Below are 23,311 nucleotides of genomic sequence, written 5' to 3'. Positions count from 1 at the left end.
CAGACATGGAGGTACACATGCCCGCGACTCTGTCTTTTTCCCTTAAACAGGCTCGACGTCTGGCACTGGCTGCCCAAGGGTTTCACGGGCGCCAGCCGCCGGCTGTCAAGGCGATGCACGTCAACCGGCTGATCGAACGCCTCGGCCTGTTGCAGATCGACTCCGTCAACGCCGTGGTGCGCTCGCACTACCTGCCGCTGTTCTCCCGTCTTGGTTCCTATTCTGCTGACTTGCTCGACCAGGCTGCCTGGAGTTCGGGGCGACGCCGTTCGCTGTTCGAATACTGGGGCCATGAGGCGTCGTTGCTGCCGCTGTCGATGTACCCGCTGATGGGCTGGCGCATGCAGCGGGCCAGACGTGGTGAAGACATCTATCAGCAACTGGCGCGATTCGGTCGCGAGCAGCAGGACACCATTCGCCGGGTGCTGGCGTCGGTCGAAGAGCAGGGCGCACTGGGCGCCGGCAGCCTGTCGACCCGCGAGGAAAAGGCCGGGCCGTGGTGGGACTGGAGCGCGGAAAAGCACGCCTTGGAATGGCTTTTTGCCGCTGGCGAAGTCACCGTCGCCGGACGCCGTGGTTTCGAGCGTTTGTATGACTTGCCCGAGCGGGTGATTCCGGCTTCCGTGCTGCAGCGGCCATTGCCCGATGAGGCCGAGGCGCAGCGCGGTTTGTTATTGCATGCAGCGCAGGCTCTGGGTGTCGGCACGGAAAAAGACCTGCGTGATTACTTCCGCCTGAATCCCTCTGATGCCCGCCCTCGTCTGGCCGAACTGGTCGAGGACGGGCAACTGCTGACCTGCGAAGTCGCCGGTTGGCGCCAGATTGCTTATTGTCTGCCCGAGCCGAAAATCCCGCGCAAGGTCGAGGCCAGTGCATTGCTGTCGCCGTTCGACTCACTGATCTGGGAGCGCAGCCGAACTGAGCGGCTATTCGATTTCCGCTATCGGCTGGAGATCTACACGCCGCAGGACAAGCGGGTCTACGGCTATTACGTGCTGCCGTTCCTGCACAATGAACGGATTGCCGCGCGGGTCGATCTGCGTGCTGAACGGGCGGCGGGGCGGTTGGCAGTGCATGCGGTGCACGAGGAAGAAACCGGACTGGATGACGCGGGGATGCTGGCGCTGGCGCTGAATTTGCGGCGCATGGCGGACTGGTTGGGGCTTGAGCACGTGCAGCTCAATTGTCAGCGGGAAAGTGCGGGGCGATTGCGGGTGGCGTTGGCTCAAGTCGAAAACGACCGAGCCAACGTCATCGCGATTTAGCGTTTGACCTGTTTCAGCGTCTCGGCAATCAAGAACGCCAGTTCCAGCGACTGATCGGCATTCATCCGTGGGTCGCAGTGAGTGTGATAGCGATCCGACAAGCCGTCTTCAGTGATTGGCCGCGCGCCACCGATGCACTCGGTAACGTTCTGCCCGGTCATTTCGATGTGGATACCGCCGGCGTAGCTGCCCTCCGCTTCGTGAACCTGGAAGAACTGCTTCACCTCGCCAAGAATCTGCGCGAAGTCGCGGGTCTTGTAGCCGCTGCTGGCCTTGATGGTGTTGCCGTGCATCGGGTCGGAACTCCACAGCACCTGCTTGCCTTCGCGCTGCACCGCGCGGATCAGCGCCGGCAGGTGATCGCCGACCTTGTTCGCACCCATCCGTGCGATCAGGTTGAGGCGGCCCGGATCGTTGTCCGGGTTGAGCACGTCGATCAGGCGGATCAGGTCGTCGGGGTTCATGCTCGGGCCGACTTTCACCCCGATCGGGTTGTTCACCCCGCGCAGGAATTCGACGTGGGCGCCGTCGAGCTGACGGGTGCGGTCGCCGATCCACAGCATGTGCGCCGAGCAATCGTAGTAATCGTTGGTCAGGCTGTCGCGGCGCACGAAGGCTTCTTCGTAGTTCAGCAGCAGCGCTTCGTGGGCGGTGAAGAAACTGGTTTCGCGCAATTGCGGCGAGCTGTCCATGCCGCAGGCACGCATGAACGCCAAGGTCTCATCGATGCGATCGGCGAGGTGGCTGTACTTCTCGGCCAGCGCCGAGTTGGCGATGAAATCGAGGTTCCACTTGTGCACCTGATGCAGGTCGGCAAAACCGCCCTGGGCGAAGGCGCGCAGCAGGTTGAGGGTGGCGGTGGACTGGTGATAGGACTGCAGCAGACGCTCCGGATCCGGTACGCGGCTGGCCGAGTCGAAACCGATGCCGTTGACGATGTCACCCCTGTAGGCCGGCAAGGTCACGCCGTCGATGGTCTCGTCGTTGGCCGAGCGCGGCTTGGCGAACTGGCCGGCCATGCGCCCGACCTTGACCACCGGGCAGCCGGCAGCGAAGGTCATGACGATTGCCATCTGCAGCAACACTTTAAAGGTGTCGCGGATCTTCGCGGCGGAGAACTCGGCGAAGCTTTCCGCGCAGTCGCCGCCCTGCAGCAGGAACGCCCGGCCCTGGGTGACTTCGGCAAACTGACGACGCAGCTCGCGCGCTTCGCCGGCAAACACCAGCGGCGGGTAGCTGGCCAGCGTCTGCTCGACCTGGCGCAGATGTGCGGCGTCGGGGTATTGGGGTTGTTGCTGGATCGGCAGGGCGCGCCAGCTGTCAGGGCTCCAGGGTTGGCTCATCACGGTCTCTAAGGTTCTACGCACGGACGGCCATTTTAGCAGCAATTAGTGCGTGACCTGCTCCCGCCGCTTCGCCGACAATCGCCGCTTTGCCACGGCGCCAGATCGGTGCCATCGCGTCACCGCGCCCGGTGACCACCAGGAGACGAAATGACTGAGGAGCGCGTCGAGCTGTTGCTCGCCGAGGTACAGGATGAGTTCGGCGTGATTCGCGTGCTGGAAGTGGCCGACTACCGCTTTCTGGAGTTCGGCGATGCGATCGAGCAAAGCTGCGTGTTTACCGCCGACCCGAGCTGGCTGGAGTACGACTACACCCGGGCGATGCTGATCGGCGCGCTGTGCCACGAGCAACCGGAGAGCGCGCTGTTTCTCGGTTTGGGCGCGGGAACGCTGACCCAGGCCTGCCTCAAGTTCCTGCCGCTGGAAGATGTCGAAGCCATCGAGCTGCGCCCGGACGTACCGCGTCTGGCCATCGAGTACCTCGGGCTGGATGACGATCCACGGCTGTACATCCGCGTCGGCGATGCCCTCGAACTGCTGCCGACGGCTGAGCCGGCGGATCTGATCTTCGTTGATCTGTACACCGATGTCGGCCCCGGCGCCGGGCACCTTGCGTGGAATTTCCTCGGTGACTGTCAGAAGCGTCTGAATCCTGGCGGCTGGCTGGTGATCAACCAATGGGCCACTGATGACGGCAAACCGTTGGGCGCGGCGCTGCTGCGTGGCCTCTATCACCGGCATTACTGGGAACTGCCGGTGAAGGAGGGCAACGTCATTCTGATCGTGCCGGCGGATCTTGATCAGGTGCTGGACATGCAGGCGCTGACCGCCCGGGCTGAAGCGCTGGCGCCGAAGCTGGGTTACTCGTTGCAGACGTTGATCAACTGCATCCGTCCGGCGACCTGATCTTCAAAGGCCTTTGAAAACGCCGGGCCTGCGCTCCACCAGCGAGCGCACACCTTCCTTGGCGTCTTCAGTGGCCAGCAACTTCTTCACCAGCGGCGGCAAGCTCTTAGCCGCCGCAGTTTCACCTTCATAGCGCGCCTGACGCGCCGACATCAGCGTCGCCTGCACGCCCAACGGCGCCTGTCGGGCGATTCGCTCGGCCAATTCGATGGCGCGTGGCAGCAAGTCTTCGCTGGCCATGACTTCCTGCACCAGACCCAGGCGCAACGCATCATGGGCATCAAACTCGTCGCCGGTCAGCAGCCAGCGCATCGCATTGCCCCAGCCGGCGACCTGATGAAAGCGTAACGTCGCGCCGCCGAACGGAAAGATCCCGCGCTGCACTTCCATCTGGGCGAACCGAGTGTTGCTCGCGCACAGGTTGATGTCGGCGGCGAGCATCAATTCGATGCCGATGGTCAGGCAATAACCCTGCGCCGCGACGATCACCGGTTTGCTGACCCGTGGCCCGACGAACACGCCCCATGGATCGCAACCACCGGGCGGCACCTGCCAGCCTTGAGCGAGGGCGGAACTGGCGTTGACCAGATCGAGCCCGGCGGTGAAATGCTCGCCATGCCCGAACACCACCGCCACCCGTGCGTCGCTGTCGGCCTCGAATTCACCGTAGGCCAGGGCCAGGTCGTTGAGCAGGTCGAGGTCGAAGGCATTGCGCTTGGCGGCGCGGTCCAGGCCGATCAAATGCACGTGACCGTGGCGCGCACGGCTCACGCGGCCGGGGCAGGGCTGATTCATGGGTGTTTCCTCGCAGGGGAAGAAAGGGTGCAGCGACCAGATGCCGCACGTCGGTGAATCGTTTAAGCGCCATCGCCCGCAGGGCCGGGGTCTTTGAAAAATAGACCTTTGCCCGATTATCCGCAAAACCCCGTTACACAGCGGTGACAACTGTATTTCGCCGATAAAAAAAGCTCCCTTTTTGGGCAAATTCCGGTATAGTGCGCGCCGGCCTTTAACCGGGCCGCGTTTAGGTAGCGCAATTCCCCGAAGTCAGCTTCGGCTGCACGTCCGCACTGCGGGCTCTTCCTTGACGATTCTTTTTCATTCATTCGTTTTCGCAAATCCCCGCCGACAAAGCTGCCAGGGCGACTCTTGAGTCTCAACACGGCATGTGCAGCTTTGGAGCATGGGTCTTTGCGGATGCACTTAGAGGCAGACCCATGACCCAGGAAATCGGCGGCTTCGCCGCTCTTGAACTTCATCCCAATATTGTCGCTGCAGTAGTCGCTACCGGCTATGAAGAGCCTTCGGCCATTCAGCAGCAGTCGATCCCGATCATCCTCGCCGGTCACGATATGATTGGTCAGGCGCAAACCGGTACCGGTAAAACCGCTGCCTTTGCCCTGCCTATCCTGCACCGCATCGATCCGTCCAAGCGCGAGCCGCAAGCTCTGATCCTGGCCCCAACTCGTGAGTTGGCGCTACAAGTTGCAACCGCTTTCGAAACCTACGCCAAGCAAATGCCGGGCGTGACTGTTGTGGCTGTCTACGGCGGCGCGCCGATGGGCCCACAATTGAAAGCAATCCGTAATGGCGCACAGATCGTTGTCGCCACTCCGGGCCGTCTGTGCGACCACCTGCGTCGCGACGAAAAAGTACTGCAGACCGTGAACCACCTGGTTCTCGACGAAGCAGACGAAATGCTCAAACTGGGCTTCATGGACGACCTCGAAGTCATCTTCAAGGCCATGCCGGAAACCCGTCAGACCGTATTGTTCTCGGCGACCCTGCCGCAATCGATCCGTGCCATCGCCGAGCGTCACCTGCGCGATCCAAAGCACGTGAAGATCCAGAGCAAGACCCAGACCGTTACCGCGATCGAACAGGCTCACCTGTTGGTTCACGCTGACCAGAAGACTTCTGCCGTTCTCAGCTTGCTGGAAGTGGAAGATTTCGACGCTCTGATCATGTTCGTGCGCACCAAGCAAGCGACCCTGGATCTGGCCAGCGCCCTCGACGCCAAAGGCTACAAAGCCGCCGCGTTGAACGGCGACATCGCCCAGAACCAGCGTGAGCGCGTCATCGACTCGCTGAAAGATGGCCGTCTGGACATCGTTGTAGCGACCGACGTTGCCGCCCGTGGTCTGGACGTTCCGCGCATCACCCACGTTTTCAACGTGGACATGCCGTACGATCCGGAATCCTACGTGCACCGTATCGGCCGTACCGGCCGTGCCGGTCGCGAAGGCCGCGCGCTGCTGCTGGTGACTCCGCGTGAGCGCCGCATGCTGCAAGTGATCGAGCGTGTGACCGGTCAGAAAGTTGCCGAAGTGCGTCTGCCGGACGCCCAGGCCGTTCTCGATGCCCGCATCAAGAAACTGACCAACAGCCTGTCGCCGCTGGTGGCTGACGCCGAATCGACTCACGGTGATCTGCTGGATCGCCTGACCGCCGACATCGGTTGCACCCCGCGTGCCCTGGCTGCCGCTCTGCTGCGCAAGGCCACCAATGGTCAGGCGCTGAACCTGGCAGCGATCGAGAAGGAACGTCCACTGGTGCCGAACAGCGCACCGCGTGGCGACCGTCCTGAGCGTTCCGGTGATCGTCCGGAACGTGGTGACCGCGAGCGTCGTGCGCCAATGCCTTTGGGCGAAGGCCGTGCCCGTTGCCGTACCGCGCTGGGCGCGCGTGACGGTATCGCGGCGAAAAACCTGCTGGGCGCCATCCTCAACGAAGGTGGTCTGGCACGTGAAGCCATCGGTCGCATCCAGGTGCGTGACAGCTTCAGCCTCGTCGAGCTGCCGGAAGATGGTCTGGACAAGCTCCTGACCAAACTGAAGGACACTCGCGTTGCCGGTAAGCAGCTGAAACTGCGTCGCTACCGCGAAGATTGATCCGCCTCTGGGCTGATTGATCGAACATAAAAAATCCCCGACTGGTTCGGGGATTTTTTTGCCTGCGATTTAGGCATCAGCCGAAGCGGTAGATGTCCATACCCAGTGCACCCATGGTGAAACCTTGATGGGCAATGCTGAAATCACCACCGGCACCTCGGGCGAAGTACAGCGGCAGCAGATGCTCGTCACTCGGATGGCTGCGCACGGCGTTCGGTGCCTGCTGGCGGTAATCGTGCAGGGCGGCTTCGTCGTTGGCGGCGAGCTTGTCGACAATCCAGTCGCGGAAATCCCGGGCCCATGGCTCGACGCTTTCCGGGCCGGCGTGCCAGTCCAGTTCCCGCAGGTTGTGGGTGATGCTGCCGGAGCCGATCAACAGAATGCCCTGTTCGCGCAGACTGGCCAGCGCTTGACCGACGCGGTTCTGCAACGCCGGGCCGCCACGGCTGGGCAGGGAAACCTGAACCACCGGGATGTCGGCTTGCGGGTACATCAGCGAGAGCGGGACCCACACGCCGTGATCGAACGGTCGTTGCGGGTCGAGACGCGCCGGCAGGTTGTTGGCGGTCAGCAGATCGGCAACCTCGCGGGCCATTTGCGGATTGCCCGGTGCCGGATACTGCACTTCATACAGCGCGCGGGGGAAACCGCCGAAGTCGTGCCAGGTTTCCGGTTGCGCGTGGCTGCTGACCAGCAGCTCATGGCTTTCCCAATGGGCGGAAACGATGACGATGGCTTTCGGGCGTGGCAGTTCGGCTGCCAGCCGCGCCAGGGCCGGGCCACTGGCACCGGGCTCCAGCGCCAGCATGGGCGAGCCGTGAGAGATAAACAGGCTGGGAAACATGGAAGGGTTCCTGAGCGTTAAGATGACCCATCTTCAGTCAGTTCATTGATCTAATTCCAATATAAGTTTTAACGTCTTTTGATCGAATTCTTAGGAGGATGCATGCAGCCGGAGTTTTGGCACAAGAAGTGGGAATCGAACCAGATCGGCTTTCACCAGCCTGAGGTGAACCCTTATTTGCAGCGGCACTGGCCTGATCTGGCCATCCCGTCGCAGGCGCGTGTGTTGGTGCCGTTGTGCGGTAAAAGCCTGGATCTGCTGTGGCTTGCCGGCCGTGGTCATCAGGTGCTCGGCGTCGAGCTGTCGGAAAAGGCCGTGGAAGACTTCTTTATTGAGCAGCAATTGCAGCCGCGGGTGAGCGAGCAGGGCGACTTCAAGGTTTATCGCGCCGGGTCGATCGAGTTGTGGTGCGGGGATTTCTTCTCGCTGACGGCAGATGATGTTGCCGGTTGCACCGCACTGTATGACAGGGCGGCGGTGATCGCCTTGCCGCCCGCGATGCGCGAGCGTTATGCGGCGCACTTGCAGGGTCTTTTGCCGACATGCCGAGGGCTGTTGGTGACGCTGGATTATGACCAGTCGCAGATGCCCGGGCCGCCATTTTCCGTAGACGATGCCGAAGTGCAGCGTTTGCTGGGCAGTGTCTGGCGTGTCGAGATGCTGGAGGAGCAGGATGTGCTCGGTGACAGCTGGAAGTTCGTGCAAGCCGGCGTAACTCGGCTGGAAGAGCGGGTCTACCGGATTTCCGGGGCGTAATCGACAGGCAAAAAAAGGCCCGCATCACTGCGGGCCTTTTCGTTGGTGCACCGGTTTGATCAACCGCGACGACGCAGGGCGTCGATACGCTCTTCCAGCGGCGGGTGGCTCATGAACATGCGGGCGAACCCTTGTTTGATGCCACCGTTGATGCCGAAGGCGTTCAGGGTGTCAGGCATGTGCACCGGCAGGCCCTGTTCGGCGCGCAGGCGTTGCAAGGCGTTGATCATCGCGCCGGTACCGGCCAGGCGGGCACCGGCATCGTCGGCACGGAACTCGCGTTTACGCGAGAACCACATCACGATCGCGCTGGCCAGAATGCCCAGCACCAGTTCGGCGAAGATGGTCGCGATGTAGTAGGCCATGCCCTGGCCTTCTTCGTTCTTGAAGATCACTTTGTCGACGAAGTTTCCGATGATCCGCGCAAAGAACATCACGAAGGTGTTCACCACGCCCTGAATCAGTGCCAGGGTGACCATGTCGCCGTTGGCCACGTGACCGATCTCGTGGGCCAGCACGGCCCGCACTTCGTCTTCCTTGAATCGCTCGAGCAAACCCTGGCTGACCGCGACCAGTGCGTCGTTCTTGTTCCAGCCGGTAGCGAAGGCGTTGGCCTCATAGGCCGGGAAAATCCCGACTTCAGGCATCTTGATCCCGGCTTCCCGGGACAGTTGCTCGACGGTTTGCAGCAGCCATTGTTCGTGGCGGGTGCGTGGCTGGGTGATGATCTGGGTGCTGGTGCTCATCTTCGCCATCCACTTGGAGATGAACAGCGAGAACAGGGAACCGGCGAAACCAAAGACTGCACAGAAAACCAGCAGCTGACTGAGGTTGAGATCAACCCCGTTGGCCGCCATGAACCCGTTGAAGCCGAAAAGGCTCAGGGTGATGCTGGCTATCAGCACGACCGCCAGGTTAGTGGCCAAAAACAGCAGGATGCGCATCATGGTTGTAGAAATCTCCTCAAGCTAAAGATGTAGCGTACTGCGGGGTATATAAGGTGCGGCACCTGGCGATTCAACCGAGTGACTATTTCAAACTGTGTCCTACACCGGATTCTTCGGGCTTGGGATATTTCCCACCGCCGAATCCGGTATGGATGACAGGCACACGGCACCCGGTCTCATTGCGTCAGGCACGCATGATTCGTATGAGTCGCAAGTGTAGAAGGTGCTGGAGGAGGGGCGGAGCAGAAGTGTTGCTGAATCAGACAGTGCGCAACGTTCGGGCCGTTGCGCACTGAGCGCCGGTTACTGGCGGTAGGACTTGAGGAAGTTGCCGATACGACCGATGGCCATGTCCAGGTCATCGACCCGCGGCAGGGTGACCACGCGGAAGTGGTCAGGCCACGGCCAGTTGAATGCCGTACCTTGCACCACCAGCAGCTTCTCGGAGAGCAGCAGATCGAGCACGAATTTCTCGTCGTTGTGGATCGGGCAGACTTTCGGGTCGATCTTCGGGAACGCGTACAGTGCGCCCATCGGCTTCACGCAGCTCACGCCGGGAATGTCGTTGAGCAATTCCCAGGTACGGTTGCGCTGTTCCAGCAGGCGACCTTGTGGCAGCACCAGATCGTTGATGCTCTGGTAGCCGCCGAGTGCGGTCTGAATTGCATGCTGGCTCGGCACGTTGGCGCACAGACGCATGTTGGCCAGCATGTCGATGCCTTCGATGTAGCTGTGAGCGTTGTGTTTCGGCCCGGAAATGGCGATCCAGCCGGAACGGAAGCCCGCCACGCGATACGACTTCGACAGACCGTTGAAGGTCAGGCACAGCAGGTCCGGGGCCAGCGAAGCGGTGCAGATGTGCACGGCGTCGTCGTAGAGGATCTTGTCGTAGATCTCGTCGGAGAACACCACCAGGTTGTGCTGGCGGGCCAGCTCAAGCATGCCCAGCAGCACTTCCTTCGAATACACCGCGCCGGTCGGGTTGTTCGGGTTGATGATCACCATCGCCTTGGTGTTCGGGGTGATTTTGGCCTTGATGTCGGCCAGGTCCGGGAACCAGTCGGCACCCTCGTCGCACAGGTAATGCACCGCGTTACCGCCGGCCAGGCTCACGGCTGCGGTCCACAGCGGGTAGTCCGGCGCCGGCACCAGCACTTCGTCGCCGTTGTTGAGCAGCGCCTGCAGCGACATCACGATCAGCTCGGACACCCCGTTGCCCAGGTAGATATCTTCGATGCCGACACCTTCGACCTGCTTCTGCTGGTAGTACTGCATCACCGCCTTGCGCGCGCTGAACAGGCCTTTGGAATCGCTGTAGCCCTGGGCGGTCGGCAGGTTGCGGATCACATCCTGAAGAATTTCGTCCGGCGCTTCGAAACCAAAGGGCGCCGGGTTGCCGATGTTCAGCTTGAGGATGCGATGGCCTTCCTCTTCCAGGCGTTTGGCGTGCTTGAGCACCGGGCCGCGAATGTCGTAGCAGACGTTGGCGAGCTTGTTCGATTTGCTGAACTGCATGGCGATGTGATCCCGAAAATGAACGATCCAGGCGGCGGGTGGACAACCGTGCTGGGAATCCTGCGTCTTCACACAGGCAAGTGTCTCGAGCGGCGGTTTCCAATAATCCGTTTGAATGCGCAGGAACCCGCTGCCAGACTGGCGTGTGACGAGGCGCAATCATACGTGCCGCCCGATCCGTGGAAAAGGTACAGATCGGGCTTTTTCAGCCGCTGAGGTGTGATGATGGAAAAGATTGAAAAGACCCTGGAAGAATGGCGGGCGATGCTCGACCCCGAGCAATACAACGTGTGCCGTCTCAGTGCTACCGAGCGACCGTTCTCCGGTAAATACAACGGCACGAAGACCGATGGCGTTTACCACTGCGTCTGCTGCAACGAGCCGTTGTTTGATTCCAAGACCAAATTCGATTCCGGTTGCGGCTGGCCAAGCTTCTACGCGCCGATCGGCGAGAGCGCCATGACCGAAATCCGTGACACCAGCCACGGCATGATCCGCACCGAAGTGAAGTGCGCCAAGTGCGATGCGCATCTGGGCCACGTCTTCCCTGACGGCCCGCCGCCGACCGGCCTGCGTTATTGCATCAACTCGGTGTGCCTGGACCTGGTGCCGCGCGAGTAACCGATACGGGCGATCCACGGGTCGCCTTTCGAATAATTAAATTGCACACAATTCAATTGCTCGCTATTTTTGCCGCCTACCCATTTTCAAGAGTGCGCACCATGAGCGATAACCTGCTGAACATTCCGTGCACCACCATCAAAGGCGAGCAAAAGACCCTCGCCGATTTCGCCGGCAAGGCAGTGCTGGTGGTCAATACCGCCAGCAAATGCGGTTTCACGCCGCAGTACAAAGGCCTTGAGGAACTGTGGCAGACCTACAAGGATCAAGGTCTGGTGGTGCTGGGCTTCCCGTGCAACCAGTTCGGCAAGCAGGAGCCGGGCAACGAGGGCGCGATCAGCGAGTTCTGCGAGCTGAACTACGGTGTCAGCTTCCCGCTGTTCAAGAAGATCGAAGTCAACGGTAATGGCGCCCATCCGCTGTTCGTGCAGTTGAAGAAACGCGCGCCGGGCGTGCTGGGCTCCCAGGGCATCAAGTGGAATTTCACCAAGTTTCTGATCGGCAAGGACGGCCAGTTGGTCAAGCGTTTCGCCCCGGCCACCAAGCCGCAGGATCTGAGCCGCGAGATCGAAGCCCTGCTCAAATGAACAACCTGTCCGCCGATTCGCTGAAGCTCGATAGTCAGCTGTGCTTCAAGTTGTATGCCGCATCGCGGGCGGTGATCCGTGCCTACAAGCCGATGCTCGATCAGCTCGGTCTGACCTACCCGCAATACCTGGCGATGCTGGTGTTGTGGGAGTGGCAGCAATCCGCGCCGGAGCAGCCGACGGTCAAGGCGCTGGGTGAACGTCTGGCACTGGATTCCGGCACGCTGACGCCGCTGCTCAAACGTCTGGAGCAACTGCAACTGGTCCAGCGTCAGCGCTCGGCCCGGGACGAACGCGAGGTTCATCTGAGCCTCACGCCGCAGGGGCAGGCACTGCGTGAACAGGTCGGGCCGTTGAAGGCGCGGCTGTTGTGCGACAGCGGGGTGGATCTGGACCGGCTCAATGACTTGCGCGACGGTCTCGATCACCTGCTGGGGCAGATCAAAGCACTGTCGTAGTCGGAATCCACTGGTCCAGCAGCGCCGCCAGTTCTTCCCGACGGAACGGCTTGGCCAGATAGTCGCTCATGCCCGCTGCCCGGCAACGTTCGCGCTCCTCGGACATGGCGTTGGCGGTCAGGGCGACAATCGGCAGATGCGGCCAGCGCCCGCTCTGACGGATCTGGCGACTGGCTTCGTAGCCGTCCATCACCGGCATGTTGCAGTCCATCAGCACCAGATCGAATTCGTCGTGTTCCAGCTGATCCAGCGCTTCCACGCCATGGGCGGCGACTACTACGTCGCAGCCGAGTTTGCCCAGCATGCCCTTGGCCACCAACTGGTTGACCGGGTTGTCCTCCACCAGCAGCACCCGACCGCGCCGCTGCGACGGCACGCTTTCGAGGCGTGCGCGGTCGATGGTGGTGAGGTCCGGCTGTAGCGTCCGGCGCAGATTCTGATACAGCGCGTTGCGAGCCAGCGGTCGCGCCTGCTGCTGCAACGGGGCGAGGGCGGCGGCCTCTTCACCCGGCATGAAACTGCCGTAGGCAGTCACCAGCAGAATCGGTGCCGTCATCGCCGGGCGCAGGCCGAACAGGCATTCCGGGCAGTCGGTGATGATGACGTCGGGGGACAGACCGAGCAGCGGGTCGTCGAGGGTTCGCTGCTCGTAGGTCAGTCCCCAGACCGGCAGCAGACTTTCCAGCAGTTCCGCCAGCCCGCTGACCGCGTTGGTGATTGCCAGCACCTTGCCGTGCAACGGTGGCGGAATCACCGCTCGGGTGTGGCAGGGCAGTGGCAGTTCGGCGCAGAACTGACTACCGAAACCCACTTCGGAACTGATGGTCAGGCGCCCCTGCATGGCTTCGCACAGGTTGTAGGTCAGTGCCAGGCCCAACCCGGTGCCGCCGTACTGGCGGGTGATGCCGGCACCCGCCTGGGTGAACGGCTGGAAAATCTTCACCTGCGCTTCCTGGGCGATGCCGATACCGGTGTCGCAGACTTCGATCCGGACGCCGTCTTTCCAGGTGGACAAGCGCACATCGACCCGACCGAAGCGGGTGAATTTCAGGGCGTTGGACAACAGGTTGCTGACGATCTGCCTGACCCGGGTCGGATCGCCGAGCACCAGCGCCGGAAAGTACGGATCGATCAGGCAGGTCAGTTCGACACTCGGCGCCGCGTTCTGCGACAGCAGGTTGGCGGTGTCTTCGATCAGCGAGCCAAGATCGAATGGAATGTGTTCGAGCTCCAGTTGCCCGGCATCGAATTTCGACAGGTCGAGAATATCGTTGAGCAGCTCCACCAATACCTTGCCCGAGTCGTGGGCGATCGACAGTTGTTGCTGTTGTTCGGCGTTGAGCGGGCCGTCGAGCGACAGGGCGATCATCCCCAGCAGGCCGTTGAGCGGGGTGCGGATCTCGTGGCTCATGTTGGCGAGAAACGCCGAGCGTGCCTCGGCCATGTCCAGTGCCGTGCTGCGGGCCACTTCCAGTTCCTGGTTGGACTGGCTGAGCCGCGCGTTGATCGCCTTGAGCTCGGCGGTACGCGCCGACACGATGTCTTCGAGTTGCGCGAGGTAGTCGGTGAGGCGGTTTTCCGCATTGCGCCGCTGCTGGATTTCGGTGGCGATGTTTTCGAACTGCTGGTTGGCAACCTTGACCAGCACGCCGATCTCGTCGTTGGCGTGCCCGCCCGGACATTCCAGGGTCGTCGGCTCGGCGCTGCGCGGGTCGCGGCCGCTGAGTTCGCGGATCACCCGCACCAGCGGTTTGGTCAGCATCACGTAGAACAGCGCGAGCAGAATCCCGGTGAGAATCAGGCTGCGGGCAAACCCGTTGAGCAGCGTGACCTCGGCCCGGCGCAGGAAGCGGCTGCCGAACGCGTAGGTGTCGACTTCCAGTTTCAAGGTGCCGAGGGATTCGTTGGGCAGGTGATCGAGGTAGAGGCGGTCTTCGAACTGGCGTTTGGCGCCGAACAGGAAGTCGCTGATCATCCGGTAGCCGCTTTGCAGCTCCGGGCGTTTGACGTTGGCCAGCACCGTCTGATTGTTGTCGGTCAGTTGTGCGGAAATGATCGCCGGCGAGCGCAGCAGGCCCAGGGTCAGTTCCTGCGCCAGTTCGGCATCGATGTTATAGGCGATGCGCGAGGCCGGGTTGTGGCTGATTTCCAGCAAAGACAGGATTTCACGGTTGATGGACGCGTCTTCACTGGCATAATCGATGCCGATTTGCAGCAGGCTGAGCAGCGTGCCCAGAATGAACCCGACCAGCACGGTAAGCCGGGCCTGTTTGTACGACAGCCGGTGGGTGAATTTGATATCCATGGGGTGTTGAACCACTTCCGTTTCCCTTCGCTGCTCAAGCATAGTCGATCATGCATGGATTCCGGGGTTCCCGAAGCGCCTTGTAACAAGGGCCGGGACTGGTTTCGAACGCTGTGTGTCGTCGCTGCACCGCCATCATCACTGTGAACGAGCCCGAGGAGAAGACGTGGATTCCCGATTGAATGCTTTTCTTGAGCGCGCCGAGTCGGTTCTGGCGCGGATCGAACCACTGCTGCCGGCTCCACGCCCGGTCATCGACTGGGGCACCTGCCTCGCCGCACGCTGGCAGCGTGACGGTCGCAGCGGTTATCTGCTGCCGCTGGAAGTCAGCCTCGACATGCGCTTGTCGGACCTGATCGGCGTCGACCGCCAGCTGGAGCAACTGGGCCGCAACACTCAGCAATTTCTCGACGGCATGCCGGCCAACCACGCGCTGCTGTGGGGTTCGCGCGGTACCGGTAAATCGTCGCTGGTGCGGGCGCTGTTGGCTGAACACGCCAAGGCCGGTTTGCGTTTGATCGAAATCGAGCGCGATCACCTGGCGGACCTGCCACGGGTGGTGGAGCAGATCGCCAAGCTGCCGCAACGCTTTGTGCTGTTCTGCGACGACTTGTCGTTCGAGTCCGGTGAAGGCGACTACCGCGTGCTGAAAAGCGTGCTGGACGGCTCGCTCGAACAGGCACCGGACAACGTGTTGCTGTACGCCACTTCCAACCGTCGCCATCTGGTGCCGGAAAAGGAAAGCGACAACGAAAACTGGAAGCGCGTCGATGGCGAGCTGCATCCGAGCGAGGCGGTAGAAGACAAGATCGCGCTGTCGGATCGTTTCGGCCTGTGGCTGTCGTTCTATCCGTTTACCCAGGAACATTTCCTCAACGTCGTCGAGCACTGGATCGGCCAGTTGGCCGCCAAGGCCGGCCTGAGCTGGGAGCGCGACGAACAGCTGGACATTCTCGCCGTGCGCTGGGCAACCGGCCGTGGCAACCGCAACGGACGTTGCGCGTACCAATTCGCCCGTTACTGGGTGGGACTGAAATTGTTGGAGCACAAGGCATGATTGATTTGCAACAGAGCGGCCAGGGCCTCGAAGGCTATGGCATGTTGGCCGCGCAACTGGAATCGCTGCTGGCGGACGAGCGCGATTTCATCGCCAACGCCGCGCAGTTTTCGGCGTTTCTGTTCAACCAGCTCGATGACCTGAACTGGTCCGGTTTCTACCTCAATCGCAACGAAGAGCTGGTGCTCGGTCCGTTCCAGGGCCAGATCGCCTGCGTGCGCATTCCGTTCGGACGCGGTGTGTGCGGCGCGGCGGCTGCCAGCTTGCAAACGCAACGGGTTGAAGACGTTCACGCGTTCCCCGGCCATATCGCCTGCGACAGTGCGTCGAACAGCGAACTGGTCGTGCCGTTGGTCAAGGACGGCCGTCTGATCGGCGTGCTCGACCTCGACAGTCCGAAGCTCGCGCGTTTCGGTGCCGACGATCAGGCCGGGATCGAACAACTGGCGGCGATCTTCCTGCGCCTGACCGACTGCTGATCACGCCGACAGGCCTGCCTTGAGCAGCACGGCCGCCGGGTCCACGGCATCGATCTGCCGTGGATCGAGAAACCGCGTGGCGTACTGCAAGTACACGCCATCGCGGATGAACAGCCCGAACAACTCCGCATCGATGTGCGCCTCGCGGCACATGGTGGCCATGATCCCCAGCGCTTCACTGAGGGACTTGGCCTTTTTGTACGGGCGGTCGGCGGCGGTCAGGGCTTCGAAAATATCGGCAATCGCCATCATGCGCGCCGGCAGGCTCATGTCTTCGCGTTTCAGGCGCTTGGGATAACCGGTGCCGTCCATCTTTTCGTGATGCCCGCCGGCGATTTCCGCCACGCTGTTCAGATGCCCGGGGAAGGGCAGGTGGCTGAGCATCAGGATCGTCTGCACCATGTGGTGGTTGATGATGTAGCGTTCTTCGCGGGTCAGGGTGCCCCGGGGGATGCTCAGGTTGTACAGCTCGCCGCGATTGTATTTATAGGGCGGCACGTCGAGCTTGAAGCCCCACGGATTGTCCTCCGGAATCAACTCACCTTCGGCGCGCTCCAGCAGATGCTCCGGCTTGTCTGCCAGCAACGGTTCGGTGGCCGGCAAGGTCGGTGCCGGGGTGCGTGACTGACGCCGGTTCTCTTCCCATGACAGGCCCAGCCGATCATCCAGCGTGCGCGTCCATGGGCGTTTCGCGATGCCTTGCAGGCGTTGCAGGTCGGCCTCGGCCATCGCTTCACTGCCCAGATTGCAGTGGGCGACGAATGCAAAATCATCATCCAGTGCTGTCAGGGTTGCGTCGCGCAGCTCGGCCAGTTGCCGCTCTTCGCCGCCCATGGCCAGGGCTTGCCAGTAGCTGACCCAGGCATCGCGCTTGAGCACTTCGAAGCGGGTGCGGATTTCATGCAGGCGATCGTTCAGGGTTTCCAGTTTGGTGGCTTTGTCGACCACGTATTCCGGGGTCGTGACCTTGCCGCAATCGTGCAGCCAGGCGGCGATGTGCAGGGCCTCCCATTCGTCTTCGTTCGGCTGGTAATCGCTGAATTCCGGTGCCTGACTGGCCGCGGCGGCGTGGGCGAGCATCAGGGTCAGCTCCGGCACACGCTGGCAATGCCCGCCGGTATAAGGGCTCTTGGCATCGATGGCGCCGGCCAGCAGTTGAATGAACGCATCCAGCAGTTGCTTCTGCCGGGCTTGCAGGCGCTGGCTTTCGATACTCACCGCCGCTGCCCCGGACACCGCTTGCAGGAAGGCGATGCGGTCGGGCCGCAGCTTTTCCAGATCACTCGCCGTGCCGCTGTCATTGATCAGCAGTAGCAACAGGCCGACGGTTTCGTTGTGCCGGTTATGCAAACGGATACCGATCAGATGCACCCTCGGCGACGCCATGGCCAGCAGCACTTTCTGCAGATCGGTGGCCTGTTCGAAGCCCAGATTGCTCACCACCGTGTTGGCGTTCGCCAGTTGCCGGAACCATTCGGGGCTTTGAGTGGCGTCAAGATTGCGCCCCTGAATATCGAACGCGGCCAGAGCTTGGGACGCGCCATCGACCACCAGCCCGTAGGGCTCCATGCGATTGCCGTCGTTTTCGCGCAGATAAATCAGGCCCGCCTGAGCCTGGGCGATCTGCACGGTCTCGAACAGCGCCCGTTGCAGCAGCGGTTCGAAGCGGGTTTCAGCAGTCAGGCTGTCGGTGATCCGAAAGAAGCTGGCCAGGGTGTCCTTCATGCGGGCCATCGACAGACTCAGCTGGTCGACCTCCAGCACCGGTGATCGACGGGTCACGGGAAAATTGAAATCGAAGCTGCGGATCGCATCGGCTTCCTTGACCAGCGCATGCAGCGGCTTGACCAGAATTCGCGAGATCAGCCACCCGAGCGGCAGGCACAGCAGCAGAGTAGCCAGCGTGATCAGCGCGCCTTGCCAGCGCATGCGATAGGCATCGACCAGCAACTCGTCCTCCGGCACCAGCAATGCCATCTGCAAACCTTTCGGCCCGCCTTCCTGCAACTGGCTGCGTGCGACGATCCATAGCCGACCGTCGGCCTTGAGTCGATTGCCCTGATGGCCGGACAACAAGGCGCCAAGGGCGGGGCTCAGGTCGGCAGCCTTGGCCAGACGCGCCGTTCGGTCATCGACGATCAGCCGGCTGCTGTCGGGATAGGCCACGGCGTTGCCTTCGGCGTCGAACAGGACGATTTCCGTGGCCGGTGTCACCACGTGTTTGATCAGGGTTGCGGAGAGTGCGTCGAGGGTCAGGTCGGCGCCGATTACCGCGTCATCACCGCTGCGCCGGGCCAGTGTTGTGCCGACGTTGTGGGTGGAGAAAAAGACGTAGGGTTCGGTGGTGATCTGTTCGGTCTGCTGCCGTGCGTTGATGTACCACGCCCGGCTGCGGGGATCATAAGGATCGTCGGGATTGTCCTGCCGGCCGACCGGGGACAGGGCCTGGTCGAAGAACAGCGACTGCGAATGCGCCTGACCGCTGGCGTCATGTTCGATGCTCCAGACCTGAAATGCCGCGGCGTCGGGTGCCTTGAGCAGGGTTTTCAGCGCGGGTGTGCGCAAAGGACGGACCATGAAAAAATCGCCGTTGCCATAACCCAGGTACAGCGAGGCCAGGTCCGGGTTGTCCGTCAGTGACTGGCTGAACGGCTTGAGCAGCGCCAGACGCGGTTCGAGGCCGGAAGAGCGGGCGGCGGGGGTGTCCGCCAGCAGGCTCAGCAGGTGTCGAATCGGTTCATAAGTGGCCTGCAGATCAAGGCGCACGTCCTGTTCGATGCGGTTGAACAGTTTTTCGCTGCTCGACAGGATGATCTGCGTGGTCTGCCGATAGTTGAACAGACCCAGCACCACCCCGGTGAGCAACAGCAGAAAAGTGAACATGACGCTGATGTGCACATGCAGCGGAAACCGGCGTTGTTCCGGGTGCAGTGGGCTGGGCATTGCGGACTCTCCGTATAGGTAAGCACACTGCTCAGCGTCCAAGCATAGTTAAGCCCCGGTCACTTTGCTCTGGTGGATCCGGGCGAGTTGCTGTTCCAGTGCCTGCTCCAGTTCCAGGATGGCGAGACGGCTGGCCTGACAGCGACGCTCGATCTCATCCCCCGGCAGCGCTTGCAGGCACGCCTGCTCAAGCGCATCGCAGCTGTCGATCAGGCGCGAGGCCTGGGCAATTCGGGCTGCGCCCTTGATCTTGTGGGCGATGACGGCCAGCGCAGGGGGATCTCGAGTAAGGGACAGTGCCTGCAATTCCTGTCGGTCAACGCGGCTGCTGTTGAGCAGTTCTGCCAGCAGGCGGTGAGTCTGGGAAGGGTTGCCGCCGGTCAGCAGTGTGAGCCCCTGCAGGTTGAACGCCGGCGCGCGGAACAGCGGCTGAACGCTGTTGACCCATTGGCTCAGGCTGTTGAGGCTCAGGGGTTTGAACAGGCATTCGTTCATGCCTGCCTGCTTGCAGCGCAGGATCTCTTCGGGCTGGGCATTGGCGGTGAACCCCAACACGGTGCAAGCCGGGCGGTGGGTCAGCTTTTCGTGCTGACGAATCGCGCGGGTCAGCTCGTAGCCGTTCATGACGGGCATGTTGCAATCGGCGATGACCAGATCGAACTCACCGCTCTTCCATTCTTCCAGTCCGCGCAGGCCGTCTTCGGCGATACGGAAACGATGGCCGAGGTATTCCAGCTGCTGGCACATCAGCAACCGGTTGGCCGGATGGTCATCGACCACCAGAACCGTCAGCGGGGTGAGAGACGCGTGAATCTGCGGCTCGTCCTCAGCTTTTGTCACTCTCGCTGGAAAAATCGTCAGTGGCAGCGACAGACTGACCTGGGTGCCGACTCCGGGCAGGCTGCTCAACCGCAGTTTTCCACCCATCATCTCGCACAGGTTACGGCTGATGACCAATCCCAGTCCTGCACCGCTGACGGTTCTCTGTCCGCCATTACCGGCCTGGGCAAAGGGTTCGAACAGACGCGACTGATCCTGCGTCGTGATCCCGATGCCGCTGTCCTGTACGGTCAACTGCACCATCGAGCGTTCGGGATCATTCGTGGGTAGAACATCCAGCGTGATCCTGATGTGTCCTTCTTCGGTGAACTTGATGGCATTGCTGATCAGGTTCGACAGCACTTGCTTGAAGCGCAGGGGGTCGAGGTGCACATCGACATTCAATTCGGCAGGAGTGACGCTAACTTCCAGTGAGAGCTGTTTCTGTCGGGCGAGGCCTTCGAAGATCCTGACCACTGAGCCTATGGTATCAATCAGGTTGATTCGCTCGGGGTGCAGGCTCAATCGCCCGGATTCGATGCGGGCAATGTCCAGTATGTCGCCGATCAGGCCCAGCAGATCCTTGGCCGAATGGTAGGCCGTTTCGATTCCGGAGCGATCCGGGTGAGCCTGATCCATGCGCTTGAGCGTCAATTCGAGCATGCCGATCACTGCGTTCATCGGGGTGCGGATCTCGTGGCTCATGGTCGCCAGGAACGTACTTTTGGCGCGATTGGCATCGTCCGCCCGTTCCTTGGCCGAGCGCAGTTCGTCGAGCAGCTCGCGACGCTCACTGATGTCGATCCAGCCGCCTATGATCCCCCGCACTTCACCACTGGAGTCCCGGTACGGCAGGATCCAGTGATAGATCGTCAGGCGCCGGTTGCCGATCTGCAGCGGCCGGTCGAGCACCAGCGGCCTGCCCTCGGCCACCACCCGCTGGTAGTCGGCCTGAAAAGTCTGTGCCTCGAAAGCATTATTCAATGCACCCTGCATCACGCTTTTGCCGATGACGTCTTCACGCCGGGCATTGAACGCATGGAGATAGCTGTCATTGCAGCTTTGCAGAAGTCCCTGTCGGTCACGCACATAGATTGGATGGGGCGTGCCGTTGACCAGTGAACCCATGAACTCCAGCTGGTCGTTCAACGCCCGTTCGGCTGCCTTGCGTTGATTGATCTGGCGGCGCATGTAGGCATTCCAGAACAGCGACAGCAGCAACAGCAGGCAGGCCCCGCCGATCGCCTGATAGAAAAAGCGCTGGTATTGACGCCAGGTGCCTTGCGAAACACTTGAGTAACCCCGCCAGCGGCCATTGATGATGCCCAGTTCTTCGGGGGTAATGCTCATCAGGGTCTTGTCGATGATCGAGCCCAGTTCCGTGCTGTCCCTGGCAGTTGCCAGCGAGAACGCCGCCTGACGTGTGCCGATGGTGGTGGTGATCTGCAGTGGCTGTTCGAAAATGCGGGAGGAGATGAAGTAGTTGGCGATGACCAGCGAGTTCACTGCGCCCTCGACCTGGCCTTCGTCGAGCAACGCTACGGCGCTGAAGGTATCCGGCGTTTCGATCAGCTGGATACGTGGAAATTCGGTGCGCAGGTATTCGATCATCGGATTGCCCTGCGCGATCGCCAGACGTTTGCGTTTGAGCTGGCCCAGGTGCGTCGGGCTGTCGGCCGCTTTTCGGGTCAACAGAACGTAGGAGTTTTCCAGGTAGGGACGGCTGAAAGTCAGGGTTTCCTCACGCTGAGCGGTGGGTAGCAGGGCGGCAATCAGGTCGGCCTGGTGATTTTCAATCTGCCTGATCATCTCGGCATCGCTGCGACTGCGGCGTATCTCGAATCGCAGACCGGTGCGCAGGCGAATAAGTTCGAGCAGGTCGGCACTGATGCCGCGAAAGTTGCCATCACTGTCGAAGAACGTCAGCGGTGCGAAGGCTTCGTTGACGACGACGCTTACCACCGGATTCCTTTTCAGCCATTGTTCTTCACGCTTGGTCAGTTGCAACTTCTGGTCGGTGAGCAGTGTGTCGCTGCCGACACTCCAGCGTTTGGCGATGTTTTCGCGCTCGCTGCCCGGAACCGCCTTGAGCACCGCGTCGATGATGCCGGTCAATTGCGTATTGTTGCGATGCACGGCGAAGCTGAAGCCGTGGGCTTCGTGCTTGCCGAAGTTGGCCATGCGGATGTTGTTCAGATAGCCCTTGCTGATCATGTAGTGAGTGGAGATGGTGTCGCCGAGAAACACGTCCGCCTGATCGAACGCGACGGCATTGATCGCGTTCTGGTAGGACGGATAGGAGGTGATGAGGGCTTTGGGATACATCGCCTTGACCTCCTCCAGCGGCAGGTAGTGATAGAGCATGCTCAGCCGCAGACTGGCCAGGCCTTCGGTCAGAGAGCGGGTTTCGCCTTCGCGTGTGACCAGGACCGGTTGATCGACTGCGTATGGCCTGGACAGCATGATGTTGGCGTTCTCCGCTTCGAACCCGTTGGACGTACCGAGCATGTCGATGCTGCCCTCGATCAATGCGCGGATCGCGGCCTCGCGCGAGGCGAAGCGCCTGACCTTGACCGGTAGCCCCGTCGCCTGTCCCACCAGCCCGGCGTAGTCCGCTGTGAAACCTTCGTAGTCGTGTCCGCTGGTTGTCATGTCGAAAGGGGGGTAGTCCGGAGCGGATGCTCCCAGAATCAACTCATTGCGAGTGTGCAGCCACGCCTCTTGCGATGGCTCGAACAGGACCGGAATTGATCTGTCGGTCGAACGCGCGAGCAGGGCAAGGTCCTGGAAGGTTGACGATGCAACTGTGACAGGCGCGCTGAGACTCAGGCATGCACTCAATGCAATCAGAAAACTCTTTAAGCGACTGGGCATGTTGGCTCTCACACGAGTGCGTTACGTTTGGCCATTTCGATAAGTTCTACAAGGGACTTGGCTTTGAGTTTTTGCATCAGGCGTTTTTTATAAGTGCTGACGGTTTTATTGCTGAGAAACATGCCTTTGGCAATTTCCTTGTTGGTGCGGCCTTGGGCAAATAGTTGCAGGACCATGAGTTCCCGATCATTGACGGACTTGAAAAGTTCAAGTTCTACATAGCGCACATCATCGTGACGAACCGGATTCAAGGCCTGGCTGGGAAAGTAGTTATAACCGGACAGTACGGCTTTGATTGCACTGACCAGTTCACTCAGGTCTTCCTGTTTGCATACATACCCCGACGCACCTGACTGCATGCAGCGAATGCCGAACAGGGTCGGGCATTGTGCGGTCAGCACCAGGGTCTTGAACGGCGAACTCATGGAGTTGAAGCGGGCCAGGACCTCCAGACCGTCGAGTTTGGGAATGCTGATGTCGAGAATGATCAGGTCGGGCATGCATTCGCGAACCATCTGCATGGCATCGACACCGTTATCGGTTTCTCCGACTACTTTATAACCTTCATGCTCCAGCAGCATTCGAACGGCGAGGCGGATGACCGGGTGATCGTCGACAATAAAAACGGAGTTCATAATCAAATCCCATACGAGCGCGAATAAAGGGCGCACCTTAGCTCAGATGAATGAGCGGTCGCATGA

The 23,311-nt window shown here is 61.1% G+C and carries 18 protein-coding genes; 9 read left to right on the top strand and 9 right to left on the bottom strand.

Annotated elements, in window-relative coordinates; translation table 11 throughout:
* Window positions 1-17 precede the first annotated feature (17 nt).
* Window positions 18-1,265 (top strand): winged helix-turn-helix domain-containing protein, encoded by a 1,248-nt coding sequence (locus tag ABFB52_RS20800; RefSeq protein WP_085744969.1) that lies wholly within the window; start codon window positions 18-20, stop codon window positions 1,263-1,265.
* Here ABFB52_RS20800 and ABFB52_RS20795 read toward each other — a convergent pair.
* Complete coding sequence (locus tag ABFB52_RS20795) at window positions 1,262-2,608, bottom strand: 3-deoxy-7-phosphoheptulonate synthase class II (RefSeq protein ID WP_007955704.1); 1,347 nt, start codon at window positions 2,606-2,608, stop codon at window positions 1,262-1,264. The two genes, ABFB52_RS20800 and ABFB52_RS20795, sit on opposite strands and share 4 nt — an antisense overlap.
* A 150-nt stretch (window positions 2,609-2,758) precedes the next feature.
* Here ABFB52_RS20795 and ABFB52_RS20790 point away from each other — a divergent pair, with 150 nt between their 5' ends.
* Window positions 2,759-3,514 (top strand): spermidine synthase, encoded by a 756-nt coding sequence (locus ABFB52_RS20790; RefSeq protein ID WP_007955705.1) that lies wholly within the window; start codon window positions 2,759-2,761, stop codon window positions 3,512-3,514.
* A gap of 3 nt (window positions 3,515-3,517) precedes the next feature.
* Here ABFB52_RS20790 and ABFB52_RS20785 read toward each other — a convergent pair whose 3' ends face one another.
* Entirely contained in the window at window positions 3,518-4,309 is a 792-nt protein-coding gene (locus ABFB52_RS20785) for a crotonase/enoyl-CoA hydratase family protein (protein ID WP_102718498.1), read from the bottom strand.
* Window positions 4,310-4,731: 422 nt separating this feature from the next.
* On the opposite strand from ABFB52_RS20785, the gene ABFB52_RS20780 reads away from it, so the two are divergent.
* Window positions 4,732-6,405, top strand: coding sequence for a DEAD/DEAH box helicase (locus ABFB52_RS20780; protein ID WP_085744967.1), 1,674 nt, complete (start codon window positions 4,732-4,734; stop codon window positions 6,403-6,405).
* A gap of 76 nt (window positions 6,406-6,481) precedes the next feature.
* Here the strand turns inward: ABFB52_RS20780 and ABFB52_RS20775 are convergent, their stop codons facing one another.
* Window positions 6,482-7,249: a class III extradiol ring-cleavage dioxygenase gene (locus ABFB52_RS20775; protein ID WP_085744966.1), complete on the bottom strand. Its 768-nt coding sequence runs from the start codon at window positions 7,247-7,249 to the stop codon at window positions 6,482-6,484.
* A gap of 102 nt (window positions 7,250-7,351) precedes the next feature.
* On the opposite strand from ABFB52_RS20775, the gene ABFB52_RS20770 reads away from it, so the two are divergent.
* On the top strand, window positions 7,352-8,005 hold the full coding sequence (locus tag ABFB52_RS20770; RefSeq protein WP_129972558.1) for a thiopurine S-methyltransferase: 654 nt from the start codon (window positions 7,352-7,354) through the stop codon (window positions 8,003-8,005).
* A gap of 59 nt (window positions 8,006-8,064) precedes the next feature.
* Here ABFB52_RS20770 and htpX read toward each other — a convergent pair whose 3' ends face one another.
* Window positions 8,065-8,952: a protease HtpX gene (gene htpX / locus ABFB52_RS20765; protein WP_007955710.1), complete on the bottom strand. Its 888-nt coding sequence runs from the start codon at window positions 8,950-8,952 to the stop codon at window positions 8,065-8,067.
* A 303-nt stretch (window positions 8,953-9,255) separates the two neighbouring features.
* Window positions 9,256-10,467: a pyridoxal phosphate-dependent aminotransferase gene (locus tag ABFB52_RS20760; protein WP_007955711.1), complete on the bottom strand. Its 1,212-nt coding sequence runs from the start codon at window positions 10,465-10,467 to the stop codon at window positions 9,256-9,258.
* A 225-nt stretch (window positions 10,468-10,692) separates the two neighbouring features.
* Here ABFB52_RS20760 and msrB point away from each other — a divergent pair, with 225 nt between their 5' ends.
* The 3 genes from msrB (at window position 10,693) to ABFB52_RS20745 (ending at window position 12,133) form a co-directional block, all read left to right on the top strand.
* The gene (gene msrB, locus ABFB52_RS20755) at window positions 10,693-11,088 is read left to right on the top strand and encodes a peptide-methionine (R)-S-oxide reductase MsrB (protein WP_129972559.1); all 396 of its coding nucleotides are present in this window, start codon (window positions 10,693-10,695) and stop codon (window positions 11,086-11,088) included.
* 101 nt (window positions 11,089-11,189) lie between these two features.
* Window positions 11,190-11,675 carry a glutathione peroxidase gene (locus tag ABFB52_RS20750; RefSeq protein ID WP_085607138.1) on the top strand — a complete coding sequence of 162 codons (486 nt, stop codon included), beginning with the start codon at window positions 11,190-11,192 and terminating at the stop codon, window positions 11,673-11,675.
* On the top strand, window positions 11,672-12,133 hold the full coding sequence (locus ABFB52_RS20745; RefSeq protein WP_129972560.1) for a MarR family transcriptional regulator: 462 nt from the start codon (window positions 11,672-11,674) through the stop codon (window positions 12,131-12,133). The genes ABFB52_RS20750 and ABFB52_RS20745 overlap by 4 nt, the downstream gene beginning before the upstream one ends.
* Here the strand turns inward: ABFB52_RS20745 and ABFB52_RS20740 are convergent.
* Window positions 12,117-14,438 carry a response regulator gene (locus ABFB52_RS20740; protein WP_129972561.1) on the bottom strand — a complete coding sequence of 774 codons (2,322 nt, stop codon included), beginning with the start codon at window positions 14,436-14,438 and terminating at the stop codon, window positions 12,117-12,119. The genes ABFB52_RS20745 and ABFB52_RS20740 overlap by 17 nt on opposite strands.
* Before the next feature lie 166 nt (window positions 14,439-14,604).
* On the opposite strand from ABFB52_RS20740, the gene ABFB52_RS20735 reads away from it, so the two are divergent.
* Entirely contained in the window at window positions 14,605-15,495 is an 891-nt protein-coding gene (locus tag ABFB52_RS20735; RefSeq protein ID WP_007955716.1) for an ATP-binding protein, read from the top strand.
* Complete coding sequence (locus tag ABFB52_RS20730) at window positions 15,492-15,974, top strand: GAF domain-containing protein (protein WP_129972562.1); 483 nt, start codon at window positions 15,492-15,494, stop codon at window positions 15,972-15,974. Before ABFB52_RS20735 ends, ABFB52_RS20730 begins: the two co-directional genes overlap by 4 nt.
* On the opposite strand, the gene ABFB52_RS20725 is transcribed toward ABFB52_RS20730, so the two are convergent.
* Genes ABFB52_RS20725 through ABFB52_RS20715 form a run of 3 tightly spaced genes read right to left on the bottom strand, consistent with a single transcriptional unit; the run spans window position 15,975 to window position 23,245 of the window.
* The gene (locus ABFB52_RS20725; protein WP_129972563.1) at window positions 15,975-18,917 is read right to left on the bottom strand and encodes an HD domain-containing phosphohydrolase; all 2,943 of its coding nucleotides are present in this window, start codon (window positions 18,915-18,917) and stop codon (window positions 15,975-15,977) included.
* 48 nt (window positions 18,918-18,965) lie between these two features.
* Window positions 18,966-22,610 carry a transporter substrate-binding domain-containing protein gene (locus ABFB52_RS20720; RefSeq protein ID WP_129972564.1) on the bottom strand — a complete coding sequence of 1,215 codons (3,645 nt, stop codon included), beginning with the start codon at window positions 22,608-22,610 and terminating at the stop codon, window positions 18,966-18,968.
* Between the two features lie 8 nt (window positions 22,611-22,618).
* On the bottom strand, window positions 22,619-23,245 hold the full coding sequence (locus ABFB52_RS20715) for a response regulator transcription factor (protein ID WP_007955724.1): 627 nt from the start codon (window positions 23,243-23,245) through the stop codon (window positions 22,619-22,621).
* Between the last annotated feature and the right edge of the window lie 66 nt (window positions 23,246-23,311).

It is taken from the genome of Pseudomonas sp. 9.2(2024) (genome assembly GCF_039695385.1).
GTDB lineage: Bacteria > Pseudomonadota > Gammaproteobacteria > Pseudomonadales > Pseudomonadaceae > Aquipseudomonas > Aquipseudomonas paraglycinae.
The sequence above is the reverse complement of the archived record's forward strand: the minus strand, read 5'-3'. Positions and strand labels throughout refer to the sequence as shown.

Excerpts from the sequence above, each read along its gene's own strand:
- ABFB52_RS20800 (WP_085744969.1), top strand. The coding sequence starts at position 18 with ATGCCCGCGACTCTGTCTTTTTCCCTTAAACAGGCTCGACGTCTGGCA.
- ABFB52_RS20795 (WP_007955704.1), bottom strand. The coding sequence starts at position 2,608 with ATGAGCCAACCCTGGAGCCCTGACAGCTGGCGCGCCCTGCCGATCCAG.
- ABFB52_RS20790 (WP_007955705.1), top strand. The coding sequence starts at position 2,759 with ATGACTGAGGAGCGCGTCGAGCTGTTGCTCGCCGAGGTACAGGATGAG.
- ABFB52_RS20785 (WP_102718498.1), bottom strand. The coding sequence starts at position 4,309 with ATGAATCAGCCCTGCCCCGGCCGCGTGAGCCGTGCGCGCCACGGTCAC.
- ABFB52_RS20780 (WP_085744967.1), top strand. The coding sequence starts at position 4,732 with ATGACCCAGGAAATCGGCGGCTTCGCCGCTCTTGAACTTCATCCCAAT.
- ABFB52_RS20775 (WP_085744966.1), bottom strand. The coding sequence starts at position 7,249 with ATGTTTCCCAGCCTGTTTATCTCTCACGGCTCGCCCATGCTGGCGCTG.
- ABFB52_RS20770 (WP_129972558.1), top strand. The coding sequence starts at position 7,352 with ATGCAGCCGGAGTTTTGGCACAAGAAGTGGGAATCGAACCAGATCGGC.
- htpX (WP_007955710.1), bottom strand. The coding sequence starts at position 8,952 with ATGATGCGCATCCTGCTGTTTTTGGCCACTAACCTGGCGGTCGTGCTG.
- ABFB52_RS20760 (WP_007955711.1), bottom strand. The coding sequence starts at position 10,467 with ATGCAGTTCAGCAAATCGAACAAGCTCGCCAACGTCTGCTACGACATT.
- msrB (WP_129972559.1), top strand. The coding sequence starts at position 10,693 with ATGGAAAAGATTGAAAAGACCCTGGAAGAATGGCGGGCGATGCTCGAC.
- ABFB52_RS20750 (WP_085607138.1), top strand. The coding sequence starts at position 11,190 with ATGAGCGATAACCTGCTGAACATTCCGTGCACCACCATCAAAGGCGAG.
- ABFB52_RS20745 (WP_129972560.1), top strand. The coding sequence starts at position 11,672 with ATGAACAACCTGTCCGCCGATTCGCTGAAGCTCGATAGTCAGCTGTGC.
- ABFB52_RS20740 (WP_129972561.1), bottom strand. The coding sequence starts at position 14,438 with ATGGATATCAAATTCACCCACCGGCTGTCGTACAAACAGGCCCGGCTT.
- ABFB52_RS20730 (WP_129972562.1), top strand. The coding sequence starts at position 15,492 with ATGATTGATTTGCAACAGAGCGGCCAGGGCCTCGAAGGCTATGGCATG.
- ABFB52_RS20725 (WP_129972563.1), bottom strand. The coding sequence starts at position 18,917 with ATGCCCAGCCCACTGCACCCGGAACAACGCCGGTTTCCGCTGCATGTG.
- ABFB52_RS20720 (WP_129972564.1), bottom strand. The coding sequence starts at position 22,610 with ATGCCCAGTCGCTTAAAGAGTTTTCTGATTGCATTGAGTGCATGCCTG.
- ABFB52_RS20715 (WP_007955724.1), bottom strand. The coding sequence starts at position 23,245 with ATGAACTCCGTTTTTATTGTCGACGATCACCCGGTCATCCGCCTCGCC.